This window comes from Polyangium sp. 6x1 (assembly GCF_029946515.1).
Classification (GTDB): Bacteria; Myxococcota_A; Polyangia; order Polyangiales; family Polyangiaceae; genus Polyangium.
Genome location: NZ_JARZHH010000008.1, coordinates 1 through 22694 on the forward strand (window position 1 = coordinate 1; position 22694 = coordinate 22694).

Genomic DNA, 22694 nt, shown 5'->3' on the forward strand with positions numbered 1-22694 from the left:
TTCAGCAGTCAGGACCAGAGGTTCGAGTGGGCGGCCAGTTCGAAGTCGCATCTTCCCACTCACCTCCATGTGTTGAGGGAGGGGATCGTCCAAAAAATGTTCGCGTTCTTCTAACTCAGGACACTAGGCACGCTCGGGGCCGATGCCAGCGCGCCGCCGGCGTAGCCCTTGCACGAAGAGTTTTCCGTTCTCCAGGAGGACGGGGTTGCGGTACACGATGCTGTTGTCCCGCGCATTGAGGAGCGCCGGGCGCGTCTTCCCGGTCCCGAGGTCGAACAAGAAGAGCCCGTCCCGCCCGATGTACGCGACGTCGTCGCCGTTCCGGGCGCCGCCCTGAGAATACTCGTGAATCGCGTTGTACGTGCTGTTGAGCTCGTAGCCGGAGGCGGCGATCTCCGCCTCGATGTCGCGGTTTTTCCCGGTATCGTTCGCGTAGAAGAACGGGCCCGTGGCGGACAGGTAAAACACGCCCTTCGAATCCCATTGCGCGGCCATGGCCTGGGTCTCGTTCTTCAGCCACGTGGCCTTTCTTGCGGCGATGTCGAGGCTCCAGACGCGACCGCTCTCGATCAGGATCGCGGTATTGCCCTCGACGCCGAAATCCCAGAATTCGCCGACGCTCATGCCCGCCTCTTCCCAAACGCGAGCAGGCCGACGAGCGCCGTTCGTTCGAGCATGAAGCATCGTTGCATGGGGATCCGTCCTTTCTCCGCCAGGGTACCCGATCCACCCCGGTGCGCGCGGCGCGCCGCAGCGGGCGCGCGATTCCGCAGGTGCGGCGCCCGCTCCGCAGGCGAGATCCCGCGAAATCAGCGAGATCCAAGGGCCGCGAGCCTGGCACGCCGCGTGCTTTTCCTCCGCTCGAACCACGGCAATCGCCCGTAAAGGAGCCCCGCCATGTCGAGCCTTCGTACCTTCGTCCGCCCCCTCGCCCTCGCCCTCGCCTTCGCGTTTGCCACCGCCCCGCTCGCCGCCTCCGCCGAGGAGAAAGGCAAGGCGCCGAAGGTCGAGAAGGTCGACAAGAAGAAGCACGGCCAGGGCGAGTTCCCGATCGATTCGGCCCGTTTCGACGAGAAAGTCGAGGCGAAGATCAAGCATGCGCGCGAGCAAATGGAGTCGCTCCTCGCCGCGCACCCGCTGCCGGAGTCGATGAAGGCGCAGATTCGCAAGGACTTCGAGGCCGGCGCCGCCGCGATCCGCGCCGCCGCGAAGGAGGCCGGCAAGGACGGCAAGGTGACGCGCGATGAGGCGAAGGACGTGAAGAAGCTCGCGAGGGACCTGAAGAAGACCGCGCAGGAGAAGTACGGCAAGGAGGCGCGGCGCGACGGGAAGAAGCGCGAGAGGCGCGAGAAGCGCGCGAGTTAGCTCAAGGAATGGTCAGCGTGCCGCCATTGCCCGCCACGTCGCGAATCTCGACGGACTGCGCGTCCAGCGCCTCCTGCATCGTGAGCGGCACGCTGGCCTTGCCCTCGGCGTCGGGGGTCGCCTCGAGCGTCTTCGTCTGGTTGTTCGCGAACGTCACCGTCACCGTCCAGGGGCCGAGCAGCGGCACGCCCGTATCGCTCGGCCCGACGCGCAGCGCGCGCAGCCCCGGCGCCGCGCCGAGGTTCGCCACGAGGTCGATCGACGTGGCGCCGCGCGTCGCCGTCGACGCGGCCGAGAGCGGCGCCGCGACGACCTCGAACGGCGGGCTCGTGATCTCGTAGACCGTCTCGCCGGCCGCCGTTTGCGCCTTGCCCTTCACGCGGAAGCGGTATTTCCCGAGCGGGAGCGAAAACGGCAGCATGGGCTTCTGCGCCGCATAGAGGTCCGCCGGCACGGGCTGCCACGTCGCCGTGTAGACGTGGTGCGCGGGCGCCTCGGCATTCACAGGATCGGGCGAGTATGTCGTGACAATCGCGCCCTCGTACGACGTGGCCGGGCGGCCCTTCGCGTCCGCGAGCGGCTGGTACATGCCGAGCGCCGCCTCGCGCTCGATGAACACCACGGGCATGTCGACGGACGGATCTCCGCCATACCAGGCAAACCGCGCGGCGCCGACGGCCCGCGGCACCTCGGCCGCCGAGACCTCCGCCGCGACCGTGTCCGGCCAGAAGAGCGCGGGCGACGCGGACGCCGGCGTGCCGTGATCAGTGGTCTCGAGCTTCGCGATCGGCGCCTCGTCGGGGTATTTCCAGGCGGCGAAGCGCGAGCTGCCCACCTCGGGATCCTCGATTTCGGGCGTCCAGGCGAGCTTCGCCGCTTCGAGTACGCCGGCGAGGATCTGCTCGCCTTCGAGCGGGCCCCAGACGTTGATGCTGGGCTCGTAGCCGCCGGCGAGCCAGTCCTCGCCCGTGAGGATGTATCCGACGTGATCGTCGGCATACCCGATGAGCAGCGTCCGATCCGGGCCCGCGGGCGAGAGGCCACGCAGGTACGCAGCCCAGGGCGCGACGGGCTCGCCGGGCGCCGTGACGACGAGGTAATCGCCGGTCGGCGTGCCAGTGATACGAAGCGCCGCGGCCGTCGTGCGGACGGAGTCGCAGAGCGGAAGGGGCATGTCGGTGGCCACGTCGAAGAGGCCGAAGATGACATTGCCACCCTTGGCCATTTCGAGGCACGAGCCATAGACGGGCATGCTGATCGCGCCCGGGAGCCCGGCGATCGCGCCGAGGCCCGTCGCTTCGCCGCAGAGGCCCGCGCCGGCGTAGGTGTTGAACTCGTCGATCGGGCTCTTGACCTTGCCATTCTCGTCGAGCAAGACGCCGTCGGGCACGTACTCCTCGACGTTCGGATCGTACGCGGCGTAGCGGAGCTCCGTGCCGTCAGGGCGCTTCACGACGCCCTCGCGGCCGATGTAGTAGCTGCGCGTGACGATCTCGAACGCGGCCTTGTCGCCGGTCTGGACGCTGTCGATGATGGGCGCGATGATCTCGGTCGCGCGGGCGCCGAGCGTCTCCAGGCGCGGAATGTCGAGGCAGCGGAGCGAGTCGGGGCAGGCATTGCGGCCCTCGTGGCCCGCGGGGGAGACGTCGCCGGCCGCGCCCTGCACGTGCATGACGGGGTAGCCGAGCTCGGCGCTCAGCGCGCGCGCGACGGCGCCGGGGGCGTCGGTCGAGACGAGCGGGTTGTCGCCGCCGCCGATCGTGCCGTGCATGGGGAAATCGACGAGGGCCGCGAGCGGCGAGCCGTCCGCCTTGTCGACGCGCAGGACCCAGAGCGTCGGGTCTTTCCCCTTGCCCGCGTCGTTGCCGTCGGGCCCGGGGATCATGTTGTTTTCGCCGCGCCGGTCGCGGTTGACCTCGTCGTTCGGGTCGAAATTCTTCTCGACGGTGACGCCGATCTTCGCGGGGGCGAGGCTGTCGAGCGCTTGCTGGATGGCCTCGGCCATGCCGCCGATGGCGCGCTCGGCGAGCGCGGATTTGGGGCGATCGACGCCGGGCATGAGGATGAAGCTCGGCTGGTAGCCGGCCCAGGCGGCGTGGCTATGCGAGGCGGTCATGATGATGCGGCCGCGCATGGAGCCGTCGGGGGCGACCTTCGATTCGAGCTCGAAGAGCGTGTTCTCGTTGAGGAGCGGCGCGTCGACGCGCACGATGACCACGCGCTCGCCGCCGGCTTCGAGGGCGAGGGCCTGGGCGCGCGGCGCGTCGTGGATGCCCACGGTGGGGACGAGGCTCTTGCCGAAGCGGCGGGGCCGGTCGTCGACGGGCTTGGCGCCGCCGAGGCCGACGGTGCGGGACGCGTAGCCGCCCACGGGCGTGCCGATGGGCATGGGCAGGACGGCGGCGCCGTAGCCGGCCTTCACCTCCGCCGGGGCATTCGCCGGTTTGGACGGGTGCTCTGGCGGGGTTTCGAACTGGCAATGGGCCAGCGGATCGACCACGGTCGGGGGGGGATCCGTAATCTTCGTGTCTTCGTCCCCACAGGCTGTGAAGCTCGCCCCGAGCAACCCGAGGGCGATCCATCCGAGCGTTTTCTTGCGTGTTTTCGTCACCGAAGGCCTCCTCGCGGGCGAGGATAGCCGAAGCGGCGGACCTGGCGGGAGAGAGGTTTCAGAGCCGGGAGCTTTCGAGCCGGATGTCCGCGCCGGCGAAGGCGATCCCGAATCGGCCGATGACCAGCGCGGCCTCGCGCTCCTTGCCCTGCAGCCCGAGCGCGTGGGCGAGGCCGAAGAGCGAAAACCCGTTCTCCGGCAGCTTTTCGAGGTCCTCGCGATAGACACGCTCGGCGTCCGCGGCCCTCTGCGCGCGGAGCAGGACGGCGCCGAGGATCTGCCGCGTCGGGTGGTGCCAGTCCGGCGGCTCCATGTAACGGAGCTGATCTTCGAGCACCACGGCGAATTGGAGCTCGCGGATGGCCGTGTGGAGATCGCCCCGATCCGCCGCGAGCTCGCCGCGCGCGACCGCGAGGGCCACGCCGAGCACGGCGCTCGCAGAGTTCACGCCGGACACGGTCGCCCGGAGGAGCGAGGGCTCCGCCGCGAGGGTTTCCAGCGCGGCAAACTCGCGATCCGCGGCCGCCGCGTCGCCGCGCCGGGAGTATGCAATGGCCCGGGCATAATGGTATACGCCGCGCGAATAGAGGCGCTCCTGGGGCGGCGCGGGCTCGTTCAGGATCTCTTGCCAGCGGCCGAAACGAACCATGGCATAGAGGGGTGCGGCCTGAAAATGCTCGATAATCGTGGCGATGGCGCTGTGGTGGCGCGCGGCGTCGCCGAGGAGCCCCGGAATCGAGCGCGCCGCGCGCAGCGCCTCGGCGGACCTGCCCTGGAGCGTCGCCGCAGCCCACAGAAAATGCCAGTTGTGGATCCGGTACATGACCAGGTACATGTTCGACGGATCGGCGAGGGGGACGTACCTGTCGTCGACGACGATGGCGCGCTCGCTGGCGAGCGCGGCGTCGCGATAGCGGCCCAGGCGAAAATAGATGTGCGAGGGCATGTGCACGAGGTGCCCGGCGCCGGGCACGAGGTCCGCGAGCCGGTCGGCGACGTCGAGCGCGCGCGCGGGGGTCGGCGAGGCCTCCATGACGTGAATGTAATAATGGTTTGCCCCGGGGTGGTTCGGATCGAGCTTCATCGCCCGCTCCAGCGCGGACGTGATCTCCTCGGTATTCCCCCGCGGCATCCCGTGCTCCCAGTAATTCCAGGGGCTCAGGTCCATGAGCGATTCTGCGTAGAGTGCGAGGACGTCCACGTCGTTCGGGAGGCGCTTGGCGACCTTCTTCATGGCCCCGGCATAAGCGAGATCGAGCGCGCTGCGATCGGCGACGGGGGCGGGCGCGTAGCGGAGCGCGAGGGCCTCGACGAGCTCGCACTCGGTCCGCGTGACGGCGGTTTTGGTCGCGAGCGCGCGTGCGCGCTGGATGTGCGCATACGCGCGCGGGACGACGTCGTCGCTCATGGGAGCGTTGATGTTCGGGCCGAGCACGAGCGCGGCGCCCCAGAAGCACATCACGCAAGTCGGATCGAGGCGCGCGGCTTCGAGGAACGATCGCTCCGCCTCGGCGTGGTTGAAGGCATAAGCCAGCGTGAGGCCCTGGTCGAAATAACGCTGGGCGGCCGGGACGCTGGTGGTGATCGGGCGATGCAGTGATCCCATCCCTTCGAGCAGGGGCGCTGCTGCTGTCGCGGGCGCGCTCTTGCTCTCGCGGGCGTCGTCGCTCGCCGCGGTGCGCAGGGCGAGGAAGGACGAGGCGCCGAGCAAACCGAAAAGAACGTAGAGCGTCTTCCGCGATGAAATTCGCATTTTCATCCTCCCCGTCCGGGCCCCGTCGGGGGCACGTTCGAAGGCAATGGGGCGGGCCGCCCGGACGGCAAGCCCTCCGGACCTCTTGACGCCCGGTTGCGGCGGGGGCACTGGTCTGGAAAGGGCCCCAAACGCGGCGGCCGAAGAGGTACACATGAGGCGCTTTCGCTGGATTCACCTACTTGCATTGCCCTCCTTGCTCGCGGCTTGCGGCGGAGCCCCGGACGGGGAGCAGGGGGACGGGAACGGAGACGCGTACGATCCCTCGTCGGTCGTGACGGGCGCGCAAAACGAGACCCCCGAGCTCTGGTTCGTTGAGCTCGAAGAGGCGCCGCTCCTGCGTGGCGGGTCGGAGTCGTTGCTCCTCCAGCAGAAGGTCGTGTTCAAGGCCGAGGCCGAGAAGCGGGGCATCCAGTACTCCGAGCGGCTCTCGTTCCATCGGCTGTGGAACGGGCTTTCGCTGCGCGTCGCGCCCGAGCACGTCGCGGAGCTCGCGCAGATTCCCGGGGTCAAGTCGGTCTGGCCCGTGATCCCGATCCAGCAGGAGGACACGCCGGACGACGGCGGCGCGCAGATGGACATGGCGACGGCGGTCGCCATGACGGGCGTGGACATCGCGCGGAACCAGCTCGGGCTCACGGGCACGAAGGTCCGCGTCGGCATCATCGACAGCGGCGTCGATTACGATCACCCCGATCTCGGCGGCGGCTGCTTCGGTCCGGGGTGCCGGGTCCAGTACGGCTACGATTTCGTCGGCGACGGGTTCCAGGCGGGCGTCTCGGGGGCGTATGCCATTCCCGATGCGGATCCGGACGATTGCGGCGGCCACGGCACGCACGTCGCGGGCATCGTCGGCGCGAATGGCTCGGTCGTGGGCGTCGCGCCCGCGGTCACGTTCGGCGCGTATCGCGTGTTCGGCTGCACGGGGTCGACGACCCCGGACATCATGATCCAGGCGATGGAGCGAGCGCAGCAGGACGGCATGCGCGTCGTCAACATGAGCATCGGCTCCGGGTATCAATGGCCTCAGTATCCGACGGCCGTGGCGGCGTCGAACCTCGCGAAGAGCGGCACGCTCGTCTCCTGCTCGGGCGGCAACAACGGCGACCGCGGCGTGTGGGCCACGGGCGCGCCGGGTGTCGGGACGAACGTCATTGCGTCGGCCTCCGCGGAGAACACGCACATCGCGCAGCTCTCGTTCACGATCACGCCGGACAACAAGTCCATCGGGTACAACTCGGGCACGGGCGTGCCCTTCGCGCCGTTCACGGGCACGCTGCAATTCGTGGCCACGGCGACGGCGAACACGATTGCCACGGACGCGTGCAACGTGAATCCGCCGGCGGCGGGGAGCCTCACGGGCAAGGTGGCGCTCATCAAGCGCGGCGGCTGCCCGTTCTTCGAGAAATCGAAGAATGCGCAGGCCGCGGGTGCCTCGGCCGTCGTCGTTTACAACAACACGGCGGGCGCGCTCGTCCCCGGCGTCACGGTTCCCGCAGGCTCGCCCGCGGGGACGACGCCGGTGGGAATCCCGGTCGTCGGCGTCACGCTGGCGGACGGCGATGTCATCGCGCAGCGCATCGGCGCGGGCGCGACTTCGTTGACGTGGACGGACGACACGGTCACCACGCCGAACAGCCTCGCCGGGCGCATTTCGGCGTTCAGCTCGTGGGGGGCGGGGCCGGATCTCTCGTTCAAGCCCGACCTCACGTCGCCGGGCGGATCGATTTATTCGACGTATCCGCTGGAGCTCGGCGGGTTCACCTCGCAGAGCGGCACGTCGATGGCCTCGCCGCACACGGCGGGCGCGATCGCGCTGCTCATCGAGGCGACGGGCGAGTCGGATTTCGAGCTCATTCGCACGCGGCTCCAGAACACGGCGCAGCCGCTCCTCTGGGGCATCGATCCGGCGCAAGGGATTCTCGACAGCGCGCACCGGCAGGGCGCGGGCCTCATTCGCGTCGACAAGGCCGCGGTCACGAAGGCCAGCGTTTGGCCGAGCCGCATTGCCATCGGCGAGACGACGGGCCCCACGACGCACACGATCACGCTGAAGAACGACACCAGCGAGCCCGTCACGTACGACGTCACGCACCAGCCGGGCGCCTCGTCGCTGAACACGTACGGCACGCCGCAGGCGCTCTCCGTGACGAACGCGCCGCCGAGCGCGACGTTCAGCGCGCAAAGCGTGACGGTGCCGCCGAATGGCACGGCGACGGTGGACGTCACGATCACGCCGAACCCGAACCTCGCCGACCGCGGCGTGTACGGCGGCTTCATCCAGTTCGCGCAGACGGGCGGCAATGCGGCGCTGCGCGTCCCGTACATCGGCTTCAAGGGTGATTATCAATCGATCGTGGCGCTCGTCCCGACGGCGTCGGGCTTCCCGTGGCTGTCGCGACAAGACAATTCGACCAATCCTGCGACCTACAACAAGCAAAACGCGGGCGCTGTCTTCACGATGTCGGGCACGTCCAACGTGCCGAACGTCACGCTGCACCTCGAGCACCAGGTGACGACGGTCAAGGTCGACATCGTCGAGGCCGCGGGCCTGCAGAAGCCCTGGGGCAATGCGTACACGTACACGTACGTCGGGCGGAACGCCGACCCGACGGGCACGTATTCGTTCGCCTGGAATGGGACCACGACGGTCGGCAAGAACGTGGTCACCGTGCCCAATGGCACGTACGTGATGAAGATGAGCGTGCTGAAGGCGCTCGGCGACGCGAGCAACCCGGCGCACTGGGAGACCTGGACGTCGCCGGCGTTCAAGGTCGAGCGTCCCTGAGGTTCGCAGCGCGGGGGGCTCCGATCGGCCCGGAGAGCCGGTCGCCCCCCCGCGCGGCATTCAGCCGAAGGTGACCAGGGGATCGCCCGCGGCGAGCGCTGCGGCGCGGTTCGGAGCGGGAGGATAAATCCAGATCGTATTGATCTGGCGCTTGCGCTCCTTGCCCGCGGCAGCCGTGAGCTTGATCTGGCGATCCCAGCCTTCCGTATAAAGAGCCCCCCATTCGCCGAGGTCGAGGCAGGTGGCGTAGAAGCGCTGCCGGTATTCGAGCGTGGGAAGGTCGAGGAGATCGGCCACGACGTTGTGCCCGCCGAAACGACCCATCGCAACGGCGTGCTGGCACGACATGAGGGCGTAATGCCCCTCCTCGTCGGCGAGCGCGCGGGCGACGTCACCCGCCGCGAAGACGTGCGGTGTGCCGACGACGCGGAGGTCCGGAGTGACTTCGACGCGGCCGAGGGAATCGAGTGAGGAAGAGACCTGGGACGTGAGGCTGCTCGCGCGCATGCCGGCGGTCCAGGCGACGGTGAGGGCCTCGATGCGCTCGCCGGAGCTGGTCACCACGCCGCCGGCATCGATGGATGCGACGGCGATGCCGGCCCGGTATTCCACGCCGAGGGATTGGAGGGCCTCCACGATGATGGGACGTGGATTCTCACCGAGGCCGCCGCCGACCTCGCCTCCCCTTTCGACGATGATCACCGAGACCTTCGCATTTGCGCCCAATACCTGTCGCAGGCGCGCGGGCAGCTCCGTGGCGAGCTCGAGCCCGGTGAATCCGCCTCCTGCGACGACGACCGTATTCCGCGCGGGCGTCTCGGGCAAAGCGGCGAGACTCGCGAGGTGCTTGTCGAGCGCAACGGCGTCGCCGAGCTGATCGACGGAGAAGGCATGCTCCGAGAGGCCGGGAACGGGCGGTCGGAAGAGCTTGCTGCCGCTGGTGAGCAGCAGCCGATCATAAGGCAAGGTGCGCCTCGCGCCGTTCGTGCCCATCACGTCGACCTGCGCGTCGCGGGTTCGGATTTCCGTGACGGATCCCTCGACGAAATGGACGCCGATTGCATCGAGGAGCGGCAAGAGAGGCGCGCTCATGTCTTCTGGAGAAGGCTCGTACAGCCGTGGGCGAATGTGGAGGGCGGGCTGCGGAGAGACGAGCGTGACCTCGACGTCCGCGGGTTTTTTTCCTTGCTGATCGAGCAGCCGCGCGGCCGCAAGGGCGCCCCAGACTCCGGCGAAGCCTGCTCCGACGATCAAGACTTTCTTCGACATGCTACCTCTGGTAGGACGAGGAGGGCGTGCCGCAAATGCCATTGACCCCTGATTTTCGGCCAACGTGCGCGAGCACACCGAGGCTCGTGCTGTTCGTCGCGTTTCCCGGGATGGGGCTCCTCGACCTGACCGGGCCGCAGACGGTGTTTTGGGCCGCGTCGCGCTACATGGAGGCGCTCGGACGGCCGGGTTATGCGGGACGAACCGTGAGCCTGACAGGCGGGCTCGTACGCGCGGCGGAGGGCGTGGAGCTCGATACAGCGCCCGTCGCGGAGTTTGCAGGAAAGGAGGTGGACACGGTCATCGTGCCCGGCGCGCCGGAGATCGAGCAGGCGCTCGACGGCGCCGCGGAGCTTGCGTGCTGGCTCGCCGAGATGTCCCGGAAGGCGCGTCGGACGGCCTCCGTGTGCAGCGGGACGTTTTTCCTGGCATTGGCGGGGCTGCTCGCGGGGAAGCGGGCCGCGACGCACTGGATGATGTGTGACCTCTTGAAGAAACGTTTTCCCTCGGTCGAGGTCGATCGGGACGCGATCTTCGTGCAGGAAGGGCCGGTCTGGACGTCGGCGGGCGTGACCGCGGGGATCGATCTTTCGCTGGCGCTCGTGGAAGCGGATTGCGGGCGGGACATTGCGATGAAGGTGGCGCGCGAGCTCGTGGTCTTCCTCAAGCGGCCGGGCGGGCAGTCGCAGTTCAGCGAGGTGTTGCAATCGCAGCTCGAGGACGGCGGGGTGTTCGACGATCTGCACCACTGGATCTCGGAGCACCTCGGCCGCGAAGATCTGACGGTCGAGCAGCTCGCGGAAAAGGCGGGGATGAGCCCGCGGAATTTTTCGCGCGTCTACCGGCAGAAGACGGGACGAACGCCGGCGAAGGCGGTGGAGATGTTCCGGCTGGAGGCGGCGCGGCGGCTGCTCGAAGCGTCACCGCACAATGTGGACGAGATCGCGCAAAAATGCGGATTCGGCAATGAAGAGCGGATGCGCGTGACGTTCCAGAGGCACCTTTTGGTGTCGCCGACGGAGTACCGCAGTCGGTTTTCGAGGTGAGGGTTCACGCTCCCTCGGCGCAGGGGCCGCGCATTTCTTGCGCTTGAACTGGGGACTTGCCCGGCACGAAAGTCCGGCGCATGCTCCCGGCCCTCAACAGGACATGCACGGAGAAAACATGGCCAAGCTCAGCAAGGACATCGTCATCGTGGGCGCGAAGCGCACCGCGTTCGGGGCGATGAATGGCGCGCTCAAGGGTGTCTCGGCGAACGATCTCGCGGCGCACGCGGCGAAGGCAGCCCTCGCGCAGGCCGGCGCGGCGCCGGGCGACGTCGGGCACGTCGTCGTCGGCAACGTCATGCAGACGAGCTCGGACGCCATCTACTGCGCGCGCCACGTGGGCCTCAAGGCGGGCGTGCCCATCGAGATCCCGGCGCTCACGGTGAACCGGCTTTGCGGCTCGGGGTTCGAGGCCGTCGTGCAAGCGGCCCAGCTCCTCCTGCTCGGCGATGCCGACGTGGTGCTCGCGGGCGGCACCGAGAACATGTCGCAGGCGCCGCACGTGCTGCGCGGCGGGCGCGAGGGCTTCGCGTTCGGCAAGGCCCCGGCGCTCGAGGACTCGCTCTGGAGCGCGCTCACCGATAGCTACGTGAATTCGCCGATGGCCATCACGGCCGAGAACCTGGCGACGAAGTACGGCATCTCGCGCGCCGAATGCGACGAATACGCGCTCCGCAGCCAGAAGCTCTGGGCCACGGCGAACGAGGCAGGCGCGTTCAAGGACGAGATCGCGCCGATCGAGCTGCCGGGCAAGCGCGGGGCGCCGCCCGTGTCGTTCGCGGTGGACGAGCACCCGAGGCCGCAATCGACGCCCGAGGCGCTCGCCAAGCTCGCGCCGGTGTTCAAGAAAGACGGCACGGTCACGGCCGGCAACGCGAGCGGCATCTGCGACGGCGCGGCCATGCTCGTCGTGACGACGGCCGAGAAGGCGCGCGAGAAGGGCTGGACGCCGCTCGCGAGGCTCTTGCAATGGGCGTCGGCGGGCGTCGATCCCTCGATCATGGGCATCGGCCCGGCGGCGGCCATTCCGAAGGCCCTCGAGCGCGCGGGCGTGTCGTTCGACGCGGTCGACCTCTTCGACGTGAACGAGGCGTTCGCGCCGCAATGGCTCGCCGTGCAGAAGGAGCTCAAGATCCCGCTCGACAAGGCGAACATCAACGGCGGGGCCATCGCGCTCGGCCACCCGCTCGGCGCCTCGGGCGCGCGCATCACGGCGCACCTCGTCCACACGCTGCGCCGCACGGGCAAGCAGATCGCCGTGGGCAGCGCCTGCATCGGCGGCGGGCAGGGAATCGCGGTCGTGCTCGAGCGAATCTGATCGGGAGCGGCGAGGCCATGGCCCCTTTCCAGAAAGAACGCGAGGCCGACGTCGTCATCGTCGGCGCCGGCCTCGCGGGCCTCTCGGCGGCGGACGCGCTGACCCGCATGGGAAAACGCGTCGTCGTGCTCGAAGCGCGGGATCGCGTCGGCGGGCGCACGCTGGGCCGGGAGATCGGGGGCCGTGTCCTCGACCTCGGGGGGCAATGGCTCGGCGCGGGGCAACGCCGCTTGGGGCGCCTCGCCGCCGAGCTCGGGGTCGCGACGTTTCCGACGTACCATTCCGGAAAAAAAGTATTGCTGCGGGACGGGCGCGTCTCGACGTATGCGGGGACGATTCCCTCGCTTCCCGTGCCGGGGCTCGTCGCGCTGCACCTCGCGCTGCGCAAGCTCGACGCGCTCGCGGCGCGGCTGCCCGAGGGCCGTCCGCTCGCCGCGGCGGAGGCGCCGGCGTGGGACGAGGACACGCTCGAAACCGCCGCGCGGCAGCTCATTTCACGTGCCGACGTACGCGAGCTGTTCGACGCGGCGGTGCGGGTGGTCTTCGGCGCGGAGCCGCGCGAGATATCGATGCTGTATTTCCTCGCGTACCTGCGCGCGGGCGGCGGGCTCATGCGCCTCGTCGAAATCGAGGGCGGGGCGCAGGAGCGGCGCTTCGTGGGCAGCGCGCAGGAGCTTTCGATCCGGCTCGCCGCGGGGCTCGGGGACGCGGTCGTGCTCTCTGCGCCGACCCGGCGCATCGAGCAGGACGGGCGCGGCGTCGTCGTGACCTCGGACGGGATCGCGGTGCGGGCGCATTACGCGATCGTCTCCGTCCCTCCGGCGCTCGCGGGGCGCATCGAATACCGCCCGCTCTTGCCCGTCGTGCGGGATCAGCTCACGCAACGCATGCCGATGGGCTCCACGGTGAAATGCATTGCCGTCTATGACCGGCCTTTCTGGCGCGAGGCCGGCCTCTCGGGGGAGGCCGTGACGAGCACGGGGCCGATGTCGGTCGTGTTCGACAATGGCTCGCACGACGGCGCGGTGCATTCGCTGCTCGGGTTCGTCGTGGGACAGAAGGCGCGCGTCTTCTCGGAGAGGCCTCCGGAAGAGCGGCGCGCGGTGGTGCTCGGGAGCCTCGGTCGTATGTTCGGCGAGCGGGCGCTCCGGCCGAGCGAATACGTCGAGTTCGACTGGTCGACCGAGGAATGGACACGCGGCTGTCCCGTCGGGGTGATGGGGCCCGGCGTGATGACCGGCGTCGGGCGCGCGCTCCGCGAGCCGGTGGGGCGAATCCACTGGGCGGGCACCGAGACGGCGACGGAATGGACGGGCTACATGGAGGGGGCGCTCGAATCGGGCGAGCGAGCGGCCGGCGAGGTGAGCGCGAGGTTCGAGGGCGGGATCGGCTAGGCGGATCCTTCAAGGCATCCAGCAAATGTAGGGAATCGTCTTCGTCGCCGCGCCGTCACAATCGTCGGCCCGACGCAAACGCGCGTGGGCAAGCATCCTGACCGGAACGACATCGCTGGTTCCGCGCGAAAGAACGCCGACTGGACGCCGCGCCCACGTTCGGGCACGCTCGGCCCATGAGCGTCGAGGAGACGTGGGTCGGCCGGCACTACGTTCGATTCGAGCCCGAGGATCTCCTCGTGATGGAGTTCCATGGACCGATCCTGCCCGGCGAGATGAGAACGCTCACGCGCCTGACGGACGAGCGATTGCTCGCGCGGGGCCGGCTCTGCATCCTGTGCGACATCTCCGACGCAGACGGGTTCAGCCCCGGAACCCGGCACGAGCTGCGTGATCGGTCCCGGAACCTCCCTCCGCATTTCGTCGCCTACGTGGGCACGCCGGCCCCCGTTCGCGTGGTGCTCGATCTCATCATTCGCGCCACGATCTCCCTCACGGGCGCGAAGATCGCCCACCGCTTCTTCGAGACGCAGGCCAAGGCACGCGCGTGGCTCGAAGAGATGCGCGCGCAGGCCGCCTGAGCGTCAATCCGAGTTGCTCCACGTCAGCACGGCTGGCCTCGGATAAGGGCCGAACCCCGAGAAACCGGCGAGGTCGTCCCCGTCGGACGTGACGAGCGCCCATACCCACGCCTCGTGCGAATCCGCGAGTCGTGCACGGTCCACGGTGATGAACCGGGAGAGCCCCCACCCGCTCGGGAAGGAGAGAATCGCCCCGAAGCCGACGCCTTGCCAGAGCTCGACGGTGGGCAGGCGCCTCATTTCCCCGTGAGCAGCCACCGGAGCGCCTCGCCCTCCGTCGTGAAGAACGAATAGAGCGGCAGCCCCGTCTCGACCGAGAGCCGTTGAATCTGCATGCGCCCGAGCGCGCTGCTGACGAGATTTGCCGCGCGCACGAGGCCGTTGCCCCGCGCGTGGGTCATCGTCTTCTCGACGAACGCGCTCACGTCGGGCTTCTGCGGCGGGAAATTCGAGATGTTCGCCAGGACGTACCAGGGTTTGCCGAGGAGCGGCCTCGTCTTGCGCTCGAACTCCTCCCAGTACGCCTTGCCGTCTCCGACGTCCCAGAACCCCCACACGTCGACGCGGACCACGTTCGTCGCGCCATCGACCGTGACGAGAAACCCCTTTTTCGCGACCTCGCGCGCCGGAGGCACCGCGGCCGAAGATTTGGGTTTGGCCGATGGAACCTGCTCCTCCGGCGGGCGCGCGCTCTCACGCACGAGGTCGAGGAGCGCCGCGATGGCCGCCGTCGCCCGCGGAAAACGCGCGTCCACCGATTTCGCCGTCACCGTGGCGAACCAGAGATCGAAGCCGAGAGGCAGCTCCACGCGCTTGCGACGCCGAGCCCGCGACTCCGGCGATTCGCGTGGCCCGTCGGAGATGTCGGCCGCGAGCAAGATGGGCGAGCCGTCGCGCTCGAGCTCCTCGGCCCAGTATGGCTCGCCGACGAGGAATTCGTAGGCGAGCTGGCCGAGCGCATAAATGTCGGCGGCGGGGCCCACGTCGCGCGAGGCCTCGACCTGCTCGGGCGCCATGTAGAGCGGCGTGCCGAGGATGCCGCGGGTGCTGATGCCGGTGACGACCGGCTCGACCGTCTTCACGACCCCGAAATCGAGGACCTTGATGCAGGGCGCGCCGTCGTCGCGCCACGAGAGGAAGATGTTCTCGGGCTTGAGGTCGCGATGCACGACGCCGGCGGCGTGGAGCTTGTCGAGGGCGAGCGCGATCTGGCCGAGATAACGGAGCGCGTCCTCGACGGCCATTCGTACGCCCTGATCGAGGATCGCGCCGAGGTCGCGGCCCCGGAGCAGCTCCATCACGAGGAAAGGCAGCTCCGTGCCCGCGTCGACGCCGACGTCGAGGATTCGAACGATGTGATCACTCTCGATCGCGCCCGTCGCCCGCGCTTCGAGCTCGAAGCGCTTGCGTCCCTGCTCGCTCGTCACGAGATTCGGGAGCATGACCTTGAGGGCGCGCCGGCTCGAGGTCTTCTCGTCGACGACCTCGTAGACCGCGCCCATGCCCCCGGACTTGATCAGCCGGATCACCCGATAACGGCCGTGGAAGAGGGCATCGGCGGCGAGGAGCGCGGGGCGTTGGAGGAGCATGGCGGGACAGACGACGCTACCAACGCGCCCGCGCGGCGACAAGCTTCGCCCGCAGCCGTCAGGAGAGCCGCTTCGGCCCGCCCTCCCCCTCGCCGAGGACGTCGCCGAACGACGACGCCGAGGGGCCGGTGAGGCGGCCGAGTCGCTCGGCATAATGGAGGAGCAGCGTGCGGTTGTCCGAGACGGAAAGATTCTGGATTTCCAGGGCGCCGATGCGATCCTCGGGCGTGAACGCGCCCTCGGTCTTCTCCATGGAGAGTTTTTCGGGCGCGTACGCGCTCTTTTCGGCGCGGGTCTCGAGGATCGAGTAATCGTCGCCGCGGCGGAGCGAGAGGCGCACGATGCCGCTGATCGGCGTCGCGACCCAGCGGGCGAGCGACTCCTTCAGCATCATCGCCTCGGGGTCGTACCACTTGCCCTCGTAGAGCAGGCGGCCGAGCCGGCGGCCGAGCGTGACGTAGAGGTCGGTCGTGTCCTCGTTGTGCGTGGCCGAGAGCAGGCGCTCGTAGGCGATGTGGAGCAGCGCCATGCCGGGCGCCTCGTAAATGCCACGGCTCTTCGCGCCGATGACGCGATTCTCGATCTGATCGCTCATCCCGAGCCCGTGCCGGCCGCCGATCTCGTTCGCCGCGACGACGAGGGAGAAGAGCGACGAGAATCGAGCGCCGTTCAGCGCGACGGGCACGCCCTCGGCGTATTCGACCGTGATCTCCTCCTCGGCGATCGCCACGTCCGAGCGCCAGAACGGCACGCCCATGATCGGGTTCACGATCGTCATGCCCTTGTCGAGGAACTCGAGGTCCTTCGCCTCGTGCGTCGCGCCGAGGACGTTCGCGTCGGTGCTGTACGCCTTCTCGGTGCCCATGGGGTACGGCATGCCGATCGAATCGAGGTATTGCGCCATCTCGGTGCGGCCGCCGAAGGCGTCGACGAACTTCTGGTCGAGCCAGGGCTTGTAGATCTTGAGCTCGGGGTCGACGAGCACGCCATAACGGTAAAACCGCTGGATGTCGTTGCCCTTGTGGGTGCTGCCGTCGCCGAAGACGTGCACGCCCTCCTCGCGCATCGCCCGGACGATGGCCGTCGAGGTGACGGCGCGGCCGAGCGGCGTGGTATTGAAATATTTGCGACCGGCGGTCGAGAGGTGGAACGCGCCGCACTGGATGGCGATGATGCCCTCGCGCGCCATGGACTCGCGGCAATCGACGAGCCGCGCCGCCACGGCGCCGTGCGAGAGCGCGACGGGCGGGATGTCCGTCGGCGTCTTCTCGTCCGGCTGGCCGAGATCGGCGGTATAACAATGGACGCGGAGGCCCTGTCGCGAGAGCCAGGCCACGGCCGTGCGCGTGTCGAGGCCCCCGGAGAACGCAATGCCGAGCGCGGTGCCCGGCGGAGGAAGGGTGCGGTAGATACGGCTCATCTCGCCGCGTGCGATAGCAGGCCACGACGCGCCGCGAAAGAGCTTTTTGCGTCTTGTCCCGAGGGGGACGCCTCGCGTCCCCCTCTCGGCCAGGCGGAGCCCGGCCGATTCACCCCCCGAGGCGAGCTCGCTGCGCGACCTCACAGAGCAGCGAATGAATCGCTGCTCTAGTTCTCGTCCCCGACGAGCCCCTCACGCCGCCCCATCTCGTAGAGCTTTTCCTTGAGGTGCTGGAAGCGCTTGCGAAGCCGTGCGGCCGCTCGTTTCCGCTCGTCCGCCCCGAGCGGCGGCGCGTCCTCGCCGTGGAGCACGACGGCGAGGTCGTCCCACGAGAGCTGTCGATCGACGCGCAACATGAGGAGCTCTTGCTCCTCGGGCGGGAGGCGCGCCCGAAGCTCGGCGAAACGATCGCGCCGCTCGGTGCGGAGGTACGAGCGCGTGACCGTGCGGACCTCGGCCTCGATCGCCGAGAGCGCGGAGCCCTCCGGCAAGGGCACGACCCGCGCGGCGCGGCGCTTCTCCGCGCGGCGGAAATCGAGGGACGACGTGCGCGCCACGGCATACGCCCAGGTGCGGAAGGAGGCGTCCCAGCGAAAGCTCGGCAGGCTCTTCCAAAGCTTCTCGGCGAAGAGGGAGAACACCTCCGAGGCGTCGGTCTCGTTGCGGTGGAGCGCGGCGACGAACTCGAAGATCTCCGGGCCGTAGGCGCGCAAGGCGACGGACGTGGCGGCGCCGATGTCCCCGCCCTCCGCGAGGCGGCGGATGTCTGCGTCGATCGTGCGCCTTTTGTCCGCTTCCATGCGAGGGATGCGCGAGCCTCGGGGCTTTTCGCGCAGGCGTTCCATCTTGCCCGTCGGGCCGTCGCTTGGGAAGTGCTCTCCCGCGCGAAACGGGGCTGCCGGATGGTATGCTCGCGGCGGTCCATGCCAGGCGAGCCCTTGTCCGGACGCACGGACGAAGTGCGACGGGACGTCGACGACGACGAGGACGACGCGTCGCTGTCGTCCTCGTCCGAGGACGGCGAGGGGTCGATCACGCCCGATCCCTTCCTGGCGAAGATCGCGCGGATTCCATCGCGAGGAGCGCCGAGCGCGCCGGCGACGTTGCCGCGCCCCGGCGAACGCGTGGGGCGCTTCGTGGTGCGCGAGGAGATCGGCCGCGGCGGGATGGGCGTGGTGTTCGCCGCGACGGACCCGACGCTCGGCCGCGAGGTCGCGCTGAAGGTGCTCCTGTCGGAGGACGACGAGCGCAAACGGCGGCTCTTGCGGGAGGCGCGCGCGGCCGCGGCGCTCGTGCACGCGGGGGTCGTGGCGATCTACGACGTCGGCGAGGACTCTGGCCGGGCGTTCATCGCGATGGAGCGGCTGCGCGGATCGACGCTGCGCGAGCGGATCGACGCGAGGCCGAAGGACGCGCCGGCGCTGCCTCCGGACGAGGCGCGGCGCGTCGCGAAAGACCTCGCCCGCGCGCTCGCGAAGGCGCACGGGCGCGGCCTCGTGCACCGGGACATGAAGCCCGAGAACGTGATGATCGAGGGCGACGGGCGCGTGATCCTGCTCGATTTCGGGCTGGCGAAGGCGACGCACGTGGAGATCGACCCGGTGACGGTGGCCACGGCCGACGGCGCGATCATCGGCACGCCGAGCTACATGTCGCCCGAGCAAGCACACGGAAAACCGGTCGACGCGCGAAGCGACGTCTTCTCGTTCGGCGTGATGCTCTACGAGATGCTGACGGGCAAACGCCCGTTCGTCGGAAAAAACGCGGCCGCGGTGCTCGCGTCGATCGAGGGCTCGGAGCCGACGCCGCCGTCGGCGATCCGCGCGGGCGTCGATCCAGAGCTCGAGCGCGTCGCGCTCCGGTGCCTGCAAAAGCAGCCGCACGCGCGGTACGAGAACGCCGGGGCGATCGCGAAGGAGCTCGATCACGAGGCGCAAGAGAAGCCGAAAAGGATGCGCCTCTTGGCCCCGGGCGCGCTCGCGGCGCTGGTGCTGATGCTCGTCGCGGCGATCGGAGCGTCGAAGCTCCGCGGCGCGGAGACGGCCGCGGCGCCGCCTTCCGTACCCTCGGCGAGCACGCAGGTCGCCACTGCGAACGCGCTCTCGCCGGTGGTGGCGACGGACCTGCCGAGCTCGGCGTCGCGGAGCGAGGAGGCGCGCGCGGCCTACCGCGCAGGGCTCGAAGCGTTCCGCGCAGGCGGCTCGTGGGGCCCGGATTTTCAGCGGGCGATCACGCTCGATCCCGGGCTCGCCTCGGCTCACGTGCAGTACGCGGCGATCGGGATGGCGCAGCACCTCGACGGCGTCCGCGAGAGCTTCCGGCAAGCGCGAACGAAGAGCGACGCGCTCTCGCCGCGGGACCGCGCGCTGCTCGACGCGATCGAGCCCGTCGTGCAGCGCGAGCCCGCGGACTGGGCCGAGGCGAGCCGCAGGCTCGGGGCGATGATCAAGGACCACCCGGGCGACGCGCAGCTCTGGTACTTCCTCGCGCTCGGCCGCGGCAACTTCGACGACTTCCAGGCCGCCATCCAGCACCTCAAGCGCGCGATCGAGCTCGATCCGCAGTTCGCCCGGGCCCTCAGCTCGCTGGCCGTGTTCGAGGCCTACCGCGGCCGCTTCGACGAAGCGCAGAAGGCCATCGATCGATGCCTGGAGGTCGCGCCGGACGCGATGGCGTGCCTGTCGTACCGCGCGCGGCTCGAAGGCTACGCCGGTCGATGCGCCGCGATGGAGTCGACGGCGCGGCAGATGATCGCCCGCGGCGCGCAGGCGCACCTCTCGTACCCGCTGCTCGCCGACGCGCTCGCGTCGCAGGGCGAGCCGAGCGCGACGGTGGAGGAGGCGCTGCGGCACGCAGGCAAGCAAGTGGACGCGCTTCCGAAGGGCACGGCGGAGCTCGTGCGGAGCCGCGTGCTCGTCGTGGGCGCGATGCGCAAGGCCGCGCTCTACGGCGACTTCGAGGCAGCGCTCGAACAAGCGCGCACCCTCGGACAGCAAGCGGACGGCAGCGCGCGGCGCAACGATCACGGGATCGCGGCGCGCGCCGTCGCGGAGCTCTTGATCGAGTCGGGGAAAAACGCGGAGGCCGGCGCGGTCGCGCTCGACTATCTCGATCGTCAAGGCGCGTGGGAGCCGGATCCGAGCGCGGAGGACTCGGCCCTTTCGAACGACGCGACGCCCGCGCTGCTCGTGACGGCGCGGCGGGCAGGCGTGATCACGCGCGAGGGGCTCGCATCGCGGCGGCGCGCGTGGCTCGCGGAGTGGTCGGCGCGCGCGACGCCCGCGGCGCGCAGCTACCTGTGGCTCCACGGCTGGGCGGCGACGACGATCCATGCGGACGACGCGCGCGACGCGCTCGCGGCGCTCGCGGAGCACGGGCCGCTGCCGCCGTACGTACCCGGCACGCTGGTGGGCGCGTCGGCGGGCGTCACGTTCCTGCTCGGCGGGCGGCTCGAAGAAGCGAAGCGATGGCTCACGCAGGCGACCGGGAGCTGCTCGGCGCTGAGCTTCCCGATGGCGCACACGCGCGCGCATCTGTGGCTCGGACAAGCGCTCGAAGCGTCGGGGGACACACGGGGCGCGTGTGCGTCGTACCGGACGGTGCTCGATCGATGGGGGCACGCGCGGCCGCGGAGCGTGACGGCGGACGAGGCGCGCGAGCGGTCGACGCGGCTCGGCTGTACACGCTGAACTTTTTTCGTCACACGCGCCGGCCTTCCACGTCGATCTCCATGAACGGACCGACGGAGGGCCTGCCTGATGCGCACTTCGGAGATGTTGTTTGCCGCCGTATCGATCGTCGTCTCGGCCTCGCTCACGACCGCGTGCGACGCACCCGCGGGCGCGGGCGACGCGAAGGGCCTCGCGCGGGCAGGAGAGGAGACGTCGACGTTCGTCTTCGCCGGCAAGCGCGGTTCGACGGGCCAAACATGGCGTTCGATCGGGCCGGACGGCACCGAGAAGCTGCACGGCGAGATGCGCCTCATGCTGGCGAGCGGGGCCGAACGGCAGGTGGTCGAGGACGTGACGCTCGACGTGAGCGGCCGCATCGTGGCCGCGGAGATCACGGCGACGAGCAGCGCGCCGAACGAGCTGCCGGTGCGGCTCGGGCTCGTGCCCTCGGAGGGGCTCGTGCGGATCGTGTCGGGCTCCTCGGAGACGAGCTTCCGCGTGCCCGTGGACGCGCCGTGGGTCTACACGGCGCTGCCTGCCGGTCTCCCCGCGACGCCGATCGCGGCGTGGATCGCGAAGCGCGGGGCCGACACGGCGCCGTGGCTGCGCGTGGTCTCGGCGAGCGAGGCGCGGAGCTTCCTCGCGCCGCTCGATCAGGTCGTCGTGCGGACCGAGACGGGGACGACGGTGGTGCTCGGGCAGGACGCGGCGGACACGGATGCGGTGTTCGTGCGGGACCTGCGCCTCGTCGGCGGGGAGTCGATCTCGCGGACGAACGGGCCTGCGCTCGTGTTGTGAAGCGCGTCGTCGCTCACGACGGCGCATGAACTTTGTCCTCCAATCATTCCGTTCACGCGCGCTCGGGCTTGCGTGACCGGCGGTTCCAGCAGGACAAACCGGACCAGCGCGACGGCCTCACCGCGCGGCGCGCTCGGCCTCGATGTGCTCGTTTGCACGCTGCGCGATGCCGTGTCCGCCCGGCCGAAGGCCCGCCCCGTCCGCTGACCTCGCTTCCCCGCGAGAGACGTAATCCAAACCACGTCAGCTGCGCCAAAAAACTTCGATCATGCCCCCACGGCGGGAGGCTCGTCACGCGGTTCCAGCGGCTCGGGGGCCCTTTCGCGCGTGCTCGACACGTTCGGGCAAATTTTTGGCGGAAAGGTCGCCGGTCTGCATGTAGACTCCGTCCCCTCAACATGCCGACCGCTCCTCGTCGTCGCCTCGAAAGCAAAGACATTCCGCAAGCAGACAGCCTCGAAAACGTCCGCCGCATCATCGATGCGGTCGCCGATGGCTCGAAAACGAAGGCTGACGTCTCCGACCGCACCGGGATCAACCCCCGCCACGTGCTCTACGGACTCCACACCGCTCGGGTGCTCGGGTTCCTCGCGGAGGAAGAGGGCGGCGGGTTCGGGACCACCGAGCTCGGCAAGGCGCTCCGCAATGACGCGGCCGGGAGCGCCGAGGAGCGCGAGACGTTCCGCAAGTCGATCCAGGGCAGCGATATCATCGACGCGATCGCCCCGGGGATCCTCTCCGACAAGCCGCCCACGCAGGACGCGATCACGAAGCAGATCGTGAAGCTCAGCGGGCTGTCGGATTCGACCGCGGGCCGCCGCGCGCAGACGTTGATCTCGTGGCGCACGCAGATCCTGTCGCAGCTCGGGACGGGCGTCGTGCCGAGCGCGGATGACGCCGCGGACGAGAGCGACGACGACGAGCCGGTGGCCCAGGCCTGATCGGACCCCTCACGCGCCCACCTCCTCTCGCGGGGTGGGCGCGTTTGCATCCATGGTCCGACGACACGTGCCCCGGGTCGTCCTCCCAAAGTCGCATTTCTCCTTTTGACGAACAACCGTCAATGGTGTGACATACCATTGCGATCGCTA

17 protein-coding genes are annotated in these 22694 nt (G+C 69.4%); 9 read left to right on the forward strand and 8 right to left on the reverse strand.

Going from position 1 to position 22694, the window contains the following annotated elements; translation table 11 throughout:
* Positions 1–123: 123 nt before the first annotated feature.
* Positions 124–624, reverse strand: a complete 501-nt coding sequence (locus tag QHF85_RS10585) for a hypothetical protein (RefSeq protein WP_281326996.1) — start codon at positions 622–624, stop codon at positions 124–126.
* A gap of 273 nt (positions 625–897) precedes the next feature.
* On the opposite strand from QHF85_RS10585, the gene QHF85_RS10590 reads away from it, so the two are divergent.
* Positions 898–1365 (forward strand): hypothetical protein, encoded by a 468-nt coding sequence (locus tag QHF85_RS10590; protein WP_281326997.1) that lies wholly within the window; start codon positions 898–900, stop codon positions 1363–1365.
* A gap of 1 nt (position 1366) precedes the next feature.
* Here QHF85_RS10590 and QHF85_RS10595 read toward each other — a convergent pair whose 3' ends face one another.
* Positions 1367–3976, reverse strand: a complete 2610-nt coding sequence (locus tag QHF85_RS10595; RefSeq protein ID WP_281326998.1) for a neutral/alkaline non-lysosomal ceramidase N-terminal domain-containing protein — start codon at positions 3974–3976, stop codon at positions 1367–1369.
* Positions 3977–4034: 58 nt separating this feature from the next.
* Positions 4035–5729 carry a hypothetical protein gene (locus QHF85_RS10600; RefSeq protein WP_281326999.1) on the reverse strand — a complete coding sequence of 565 codons (1695 nt, stop codon included), beginning with the start codon at positions 5727–5729 and terminating at the stop codon, positions 4035–4037.
* 154 nt (positions 5730–5883) lie between these two features.
* Between QHF85_RS10600 and QHF85_RS10605 the strand changes: the two genes are divergently transcribed.
* A complete protein-coding gene (locus QHF85_RS10605) occupies positions 5884–8517 on the forward strand; it encodes a S8 family serine peptidase (protein WP_281327000.1) in 2634 nt (877 codons plus the stop codon).
* A 60-nt stretch (positions 8518–8577) separates the two neighbouring features.
* On the opposite strand, the gene QHF85_RS10610 is transcribed toward QHF85_RS10605, so the two are convergent.
* Positions 8578–9786, reverse strand: a complete 1209-nt coding sequence (locus QHF85_RS10610) for an FAD-dependent oxidoreductase (RefSeq protein ID WP_281327001.1) — start codon at positions 9784–9786, stop codon at positions 8578–8580.
* A 35-nt stretch (positions 9787–9821) separates the two neighbouring features.
* Between QHF85_RS10610 and QHF85_RS10615 the strand changes: the two genes are divergently transcribed.
* The 4 genes from QHF85_RS10615 to QHF85_RS10630 all read left to right on the forward strand — a co-directional run bounded on the left by QHF85_RS10615 (position 9822) and on the right by QHF85_RS10630 (position 14125).
* On the forward strand, positions 9822–10832 hold the full coding sequence (locus QHF85_RS10615) for a helix-turn-helix domain-containing protein (RefSeq protein ID WP_348652728.1): 1011 nt from the start codon (positions 9822–9824) through the stop codon (positions 10830–10832).
* 118 nt (positions 10833–10950) lie between these two features.
* Entirely contained in the window at positions 10951–12150 is a 1200-nt protein-coding gene (locus tag QHF85_RS10620; RefSeq protein WP_281327003.1) for an acetyl-CoA C-acetyltransferase, read from the forward strand.
* Positions 12151–12167: 17 nt separating this feature from the next.
* Positions 12168–13544, forward strand: coding sequence for a flavin monoamine oxidase family protein (locus QHF85_RS10625; RefSeq protein ID WP_281327004.1), 1377 nt, complete (start codon positions 12168–12170; stop codon positions 13542–13544).
* Positions 13545–13720: 176 nt separating this feature from the next.
* Positions 13721–14125 (forward strand): STAS/SEC14 domain-containing protein, encoded by a 405-nt coding sequence (locus QHF85_RS10630; RefSeq protein WP_281327005.1) that lies wholly within the window; start codon positions 13721–13723, stop codon positions 14123–14125.
* A 3-nt stretch (positions 14126–14128) separates the two neighbouring features.
* Here QHF85_RS10630 and QHF85_RS10635 read toward each other — a convergent pair whose 3' ends face one another.
* From QHF85_RS10635 to QHF85_RS10650, 4 genes are all read right to left on the reverse strand, one after another.
* On the reverse strand, positions 14129–14365 hold the full coding sequence (locus QHF85_RS10635; protein WP_281327006.1) for a DUF6210 family protein: 237 nt from the start codon (positions 14363–14365) through the stop codon (positions 14129–14131).
* Positions 14362–15714: a serine/threonine-protein kinase gene (locus tag QHF85_RS10640; RefSeq protein ID WP_281327007.1), complete on the reverse strand. Its 1353-nt coding sequence runs from the start codon at positions 15712–15714 to the stop codon at positions 14362–14364. The genes QHF85_RS10635 and QHF85_RS10640 overlap by 4 nt, the downstream gene beginning before the upstream one ends.
* Before the next feature lie 58 nt (positions 15715–15772).
* Complete coding sequence (gene argG, locus QHF85_RS10645) at positions 15773–17134, reverse strand: argininosuccinate synthase (RefSeq protein WP_281327008.1); 1362 nt, start codon at positions 17132–17134, stop codon at positions 15773–15775.
* 167 nt (positions 17135–17301) lie between these two features.
* Positions 17302–17934: a sigma-70 family RNA polymerase sigma factor gene (locus QHF85_RS10650; protein ID WP_281327009.1), complete on the reverse strand. Its 633-nt coding sequence runs from the start codon at positions 17932–17934 to the stop codon at positions 17302–17304.
* Positions 17935–18093: 159 nt separating this feature from the next.
* Between QHF85_RS10650 and QHF85_RS10655 the strand changes: the two genes are divergently transcribed.
* The 3 genes from QHF85_RS10655 (at position 18094) to QHF85_RS10665 (ending at position 22544) form a co-directional block, all read left to right on the forward strand.
* Positions 18094–20823 (forward strand): serine/threonine-protein kinase, encoded by a 2730-nt coding sequence (locus QHF85_RS10655; protein WP_281327010.1) that lies wholly within the window; start codon positions 18094–18096, stop codon positions 20821–20823.
* 69 nt (positions 20824–20892) lie between these two features.
* A complete protein-coding gene (locus QHF85_RS10660; protein ID WP_281327011.1) occupies positions 20893–21603 on the forward strand; it encodes a hypothetical protein in 711 nt (236 codons plus the stop codon).
* Positions 21604–22001: 398 nt separating this feature from the next.
* Positions 22002–22544, forward strand: a complete 543-nt coding sequence (locus QHF85_RS10665) for a hypothetical protein (RefSeq protein WP_281327012.1) — start codon at positions 22002–22004, stop codon at positions 22542–22544.
* Positions 22545–22694: the final 150 nt, after the last annotated feature.

Coding starts and splice junctions, on each gene's coding strand:
- QHF85_RS10600 (WP_281326999.1), bottom strand. CDS start 5,729: ATGCGAATTTCATCGCGGAAGACGCTCTACGTTCTTTTCGGTTTGCTC.
- QHF85_RS10585 (WP_281326996.1), bottom strand. CDS start 624: ATGAGCGTCGGCGAATTCTGGGATTTCGGCGTCGAGGGCAATACCGCG.
- QHF85_RS10625 (WP_281327004.1), top strand. CDS start 12,168: ATGGCCCCTTTCCAGAAAGAACGCGAGGCCGACGTCGTCATCGTCGGC.
- QHF85_RS10660 (WP_281327011.1), top strand. CDS start 20,893: ATGCGCACTTCGGAGATGTTGTTTGCCGCCGTATCGATCGTCGTCTCG.
- QHF85_RS10665 (WP_281327012.1), top strand. CDS start 22,002: ATGCCGACCGCTCCTCGTCGTCGCCTCGAAAGCAAAGACATTCCGCAA.
- QHF85_RS10630 (WP_281327005.1), top strand. CDS start 13,721: ATGAGCGTCGAGGAGACGTGGGTCGGCCGGCACTACGTTCGATTCGAG.
- QHF85_RS10620 (WP_281327003.1), top strand. CDS start 10,951: ATGGCCAAGCTCAGCAAGGACATCGTCATCGTGGGCGCGAAGCGCACC.
- argG (WP_281327008.1), bottom strand. CDS start 17,134: ATGAGCCGTATCTACCGCACCCTTCCTCCGCCGGGCACCGCGCTCGGC.
- QHF85_RS10605 (WP_281327000.1), top strand. CDS start 5,884: ATGAGGCGCTTTCGCTGGATTCACCTACTTGCATTGCCCTCCTTGCTC.
- QHF85_RS10635 (WP_281327006.1), bottom strand. CDS start 14,365: ATGAGGCGCCTGCCCACCGTCGAGCTCTGGCAAGGCGTCGGCTTCGGG.
- QHF85_RS10590 (WP_281326997.1), top strand. CDS start 898: ATGTCGAGCCTTCGTACCTTCGTCCGCCCCCTCGCCCTCGCCCTCGCC.
- QHF85_RS10640 (WP_281327007.1), bottom strand. CDS start 15,714: ATGCTCCTCCAACGCCCCGCGCTCCTCGCCGCCGATGCCCTCTTCCAC.
- QHF85_RS10610 (WP_281327001.1), bottom strand. CDS start 9,786: ATGTCGAAGAAAGTCTTGATCGTCGGAGCAGGCTTCGCCGGAGTCTGG.
- QHF85_RS10650 (WP_281327009.1), bottom strand. CDS start 17,934: ATGGAAGCGGACAAAAGGCGCACGATCGACGCAGACATCCGCCGCCTC.
- QHF85_RS10615 (WP_348652728.1), top strand. CDS start 9,822: ATGCCATTGACCCCTGATTTTCGGCCAACGTGCGCGAGCACACCGAGG.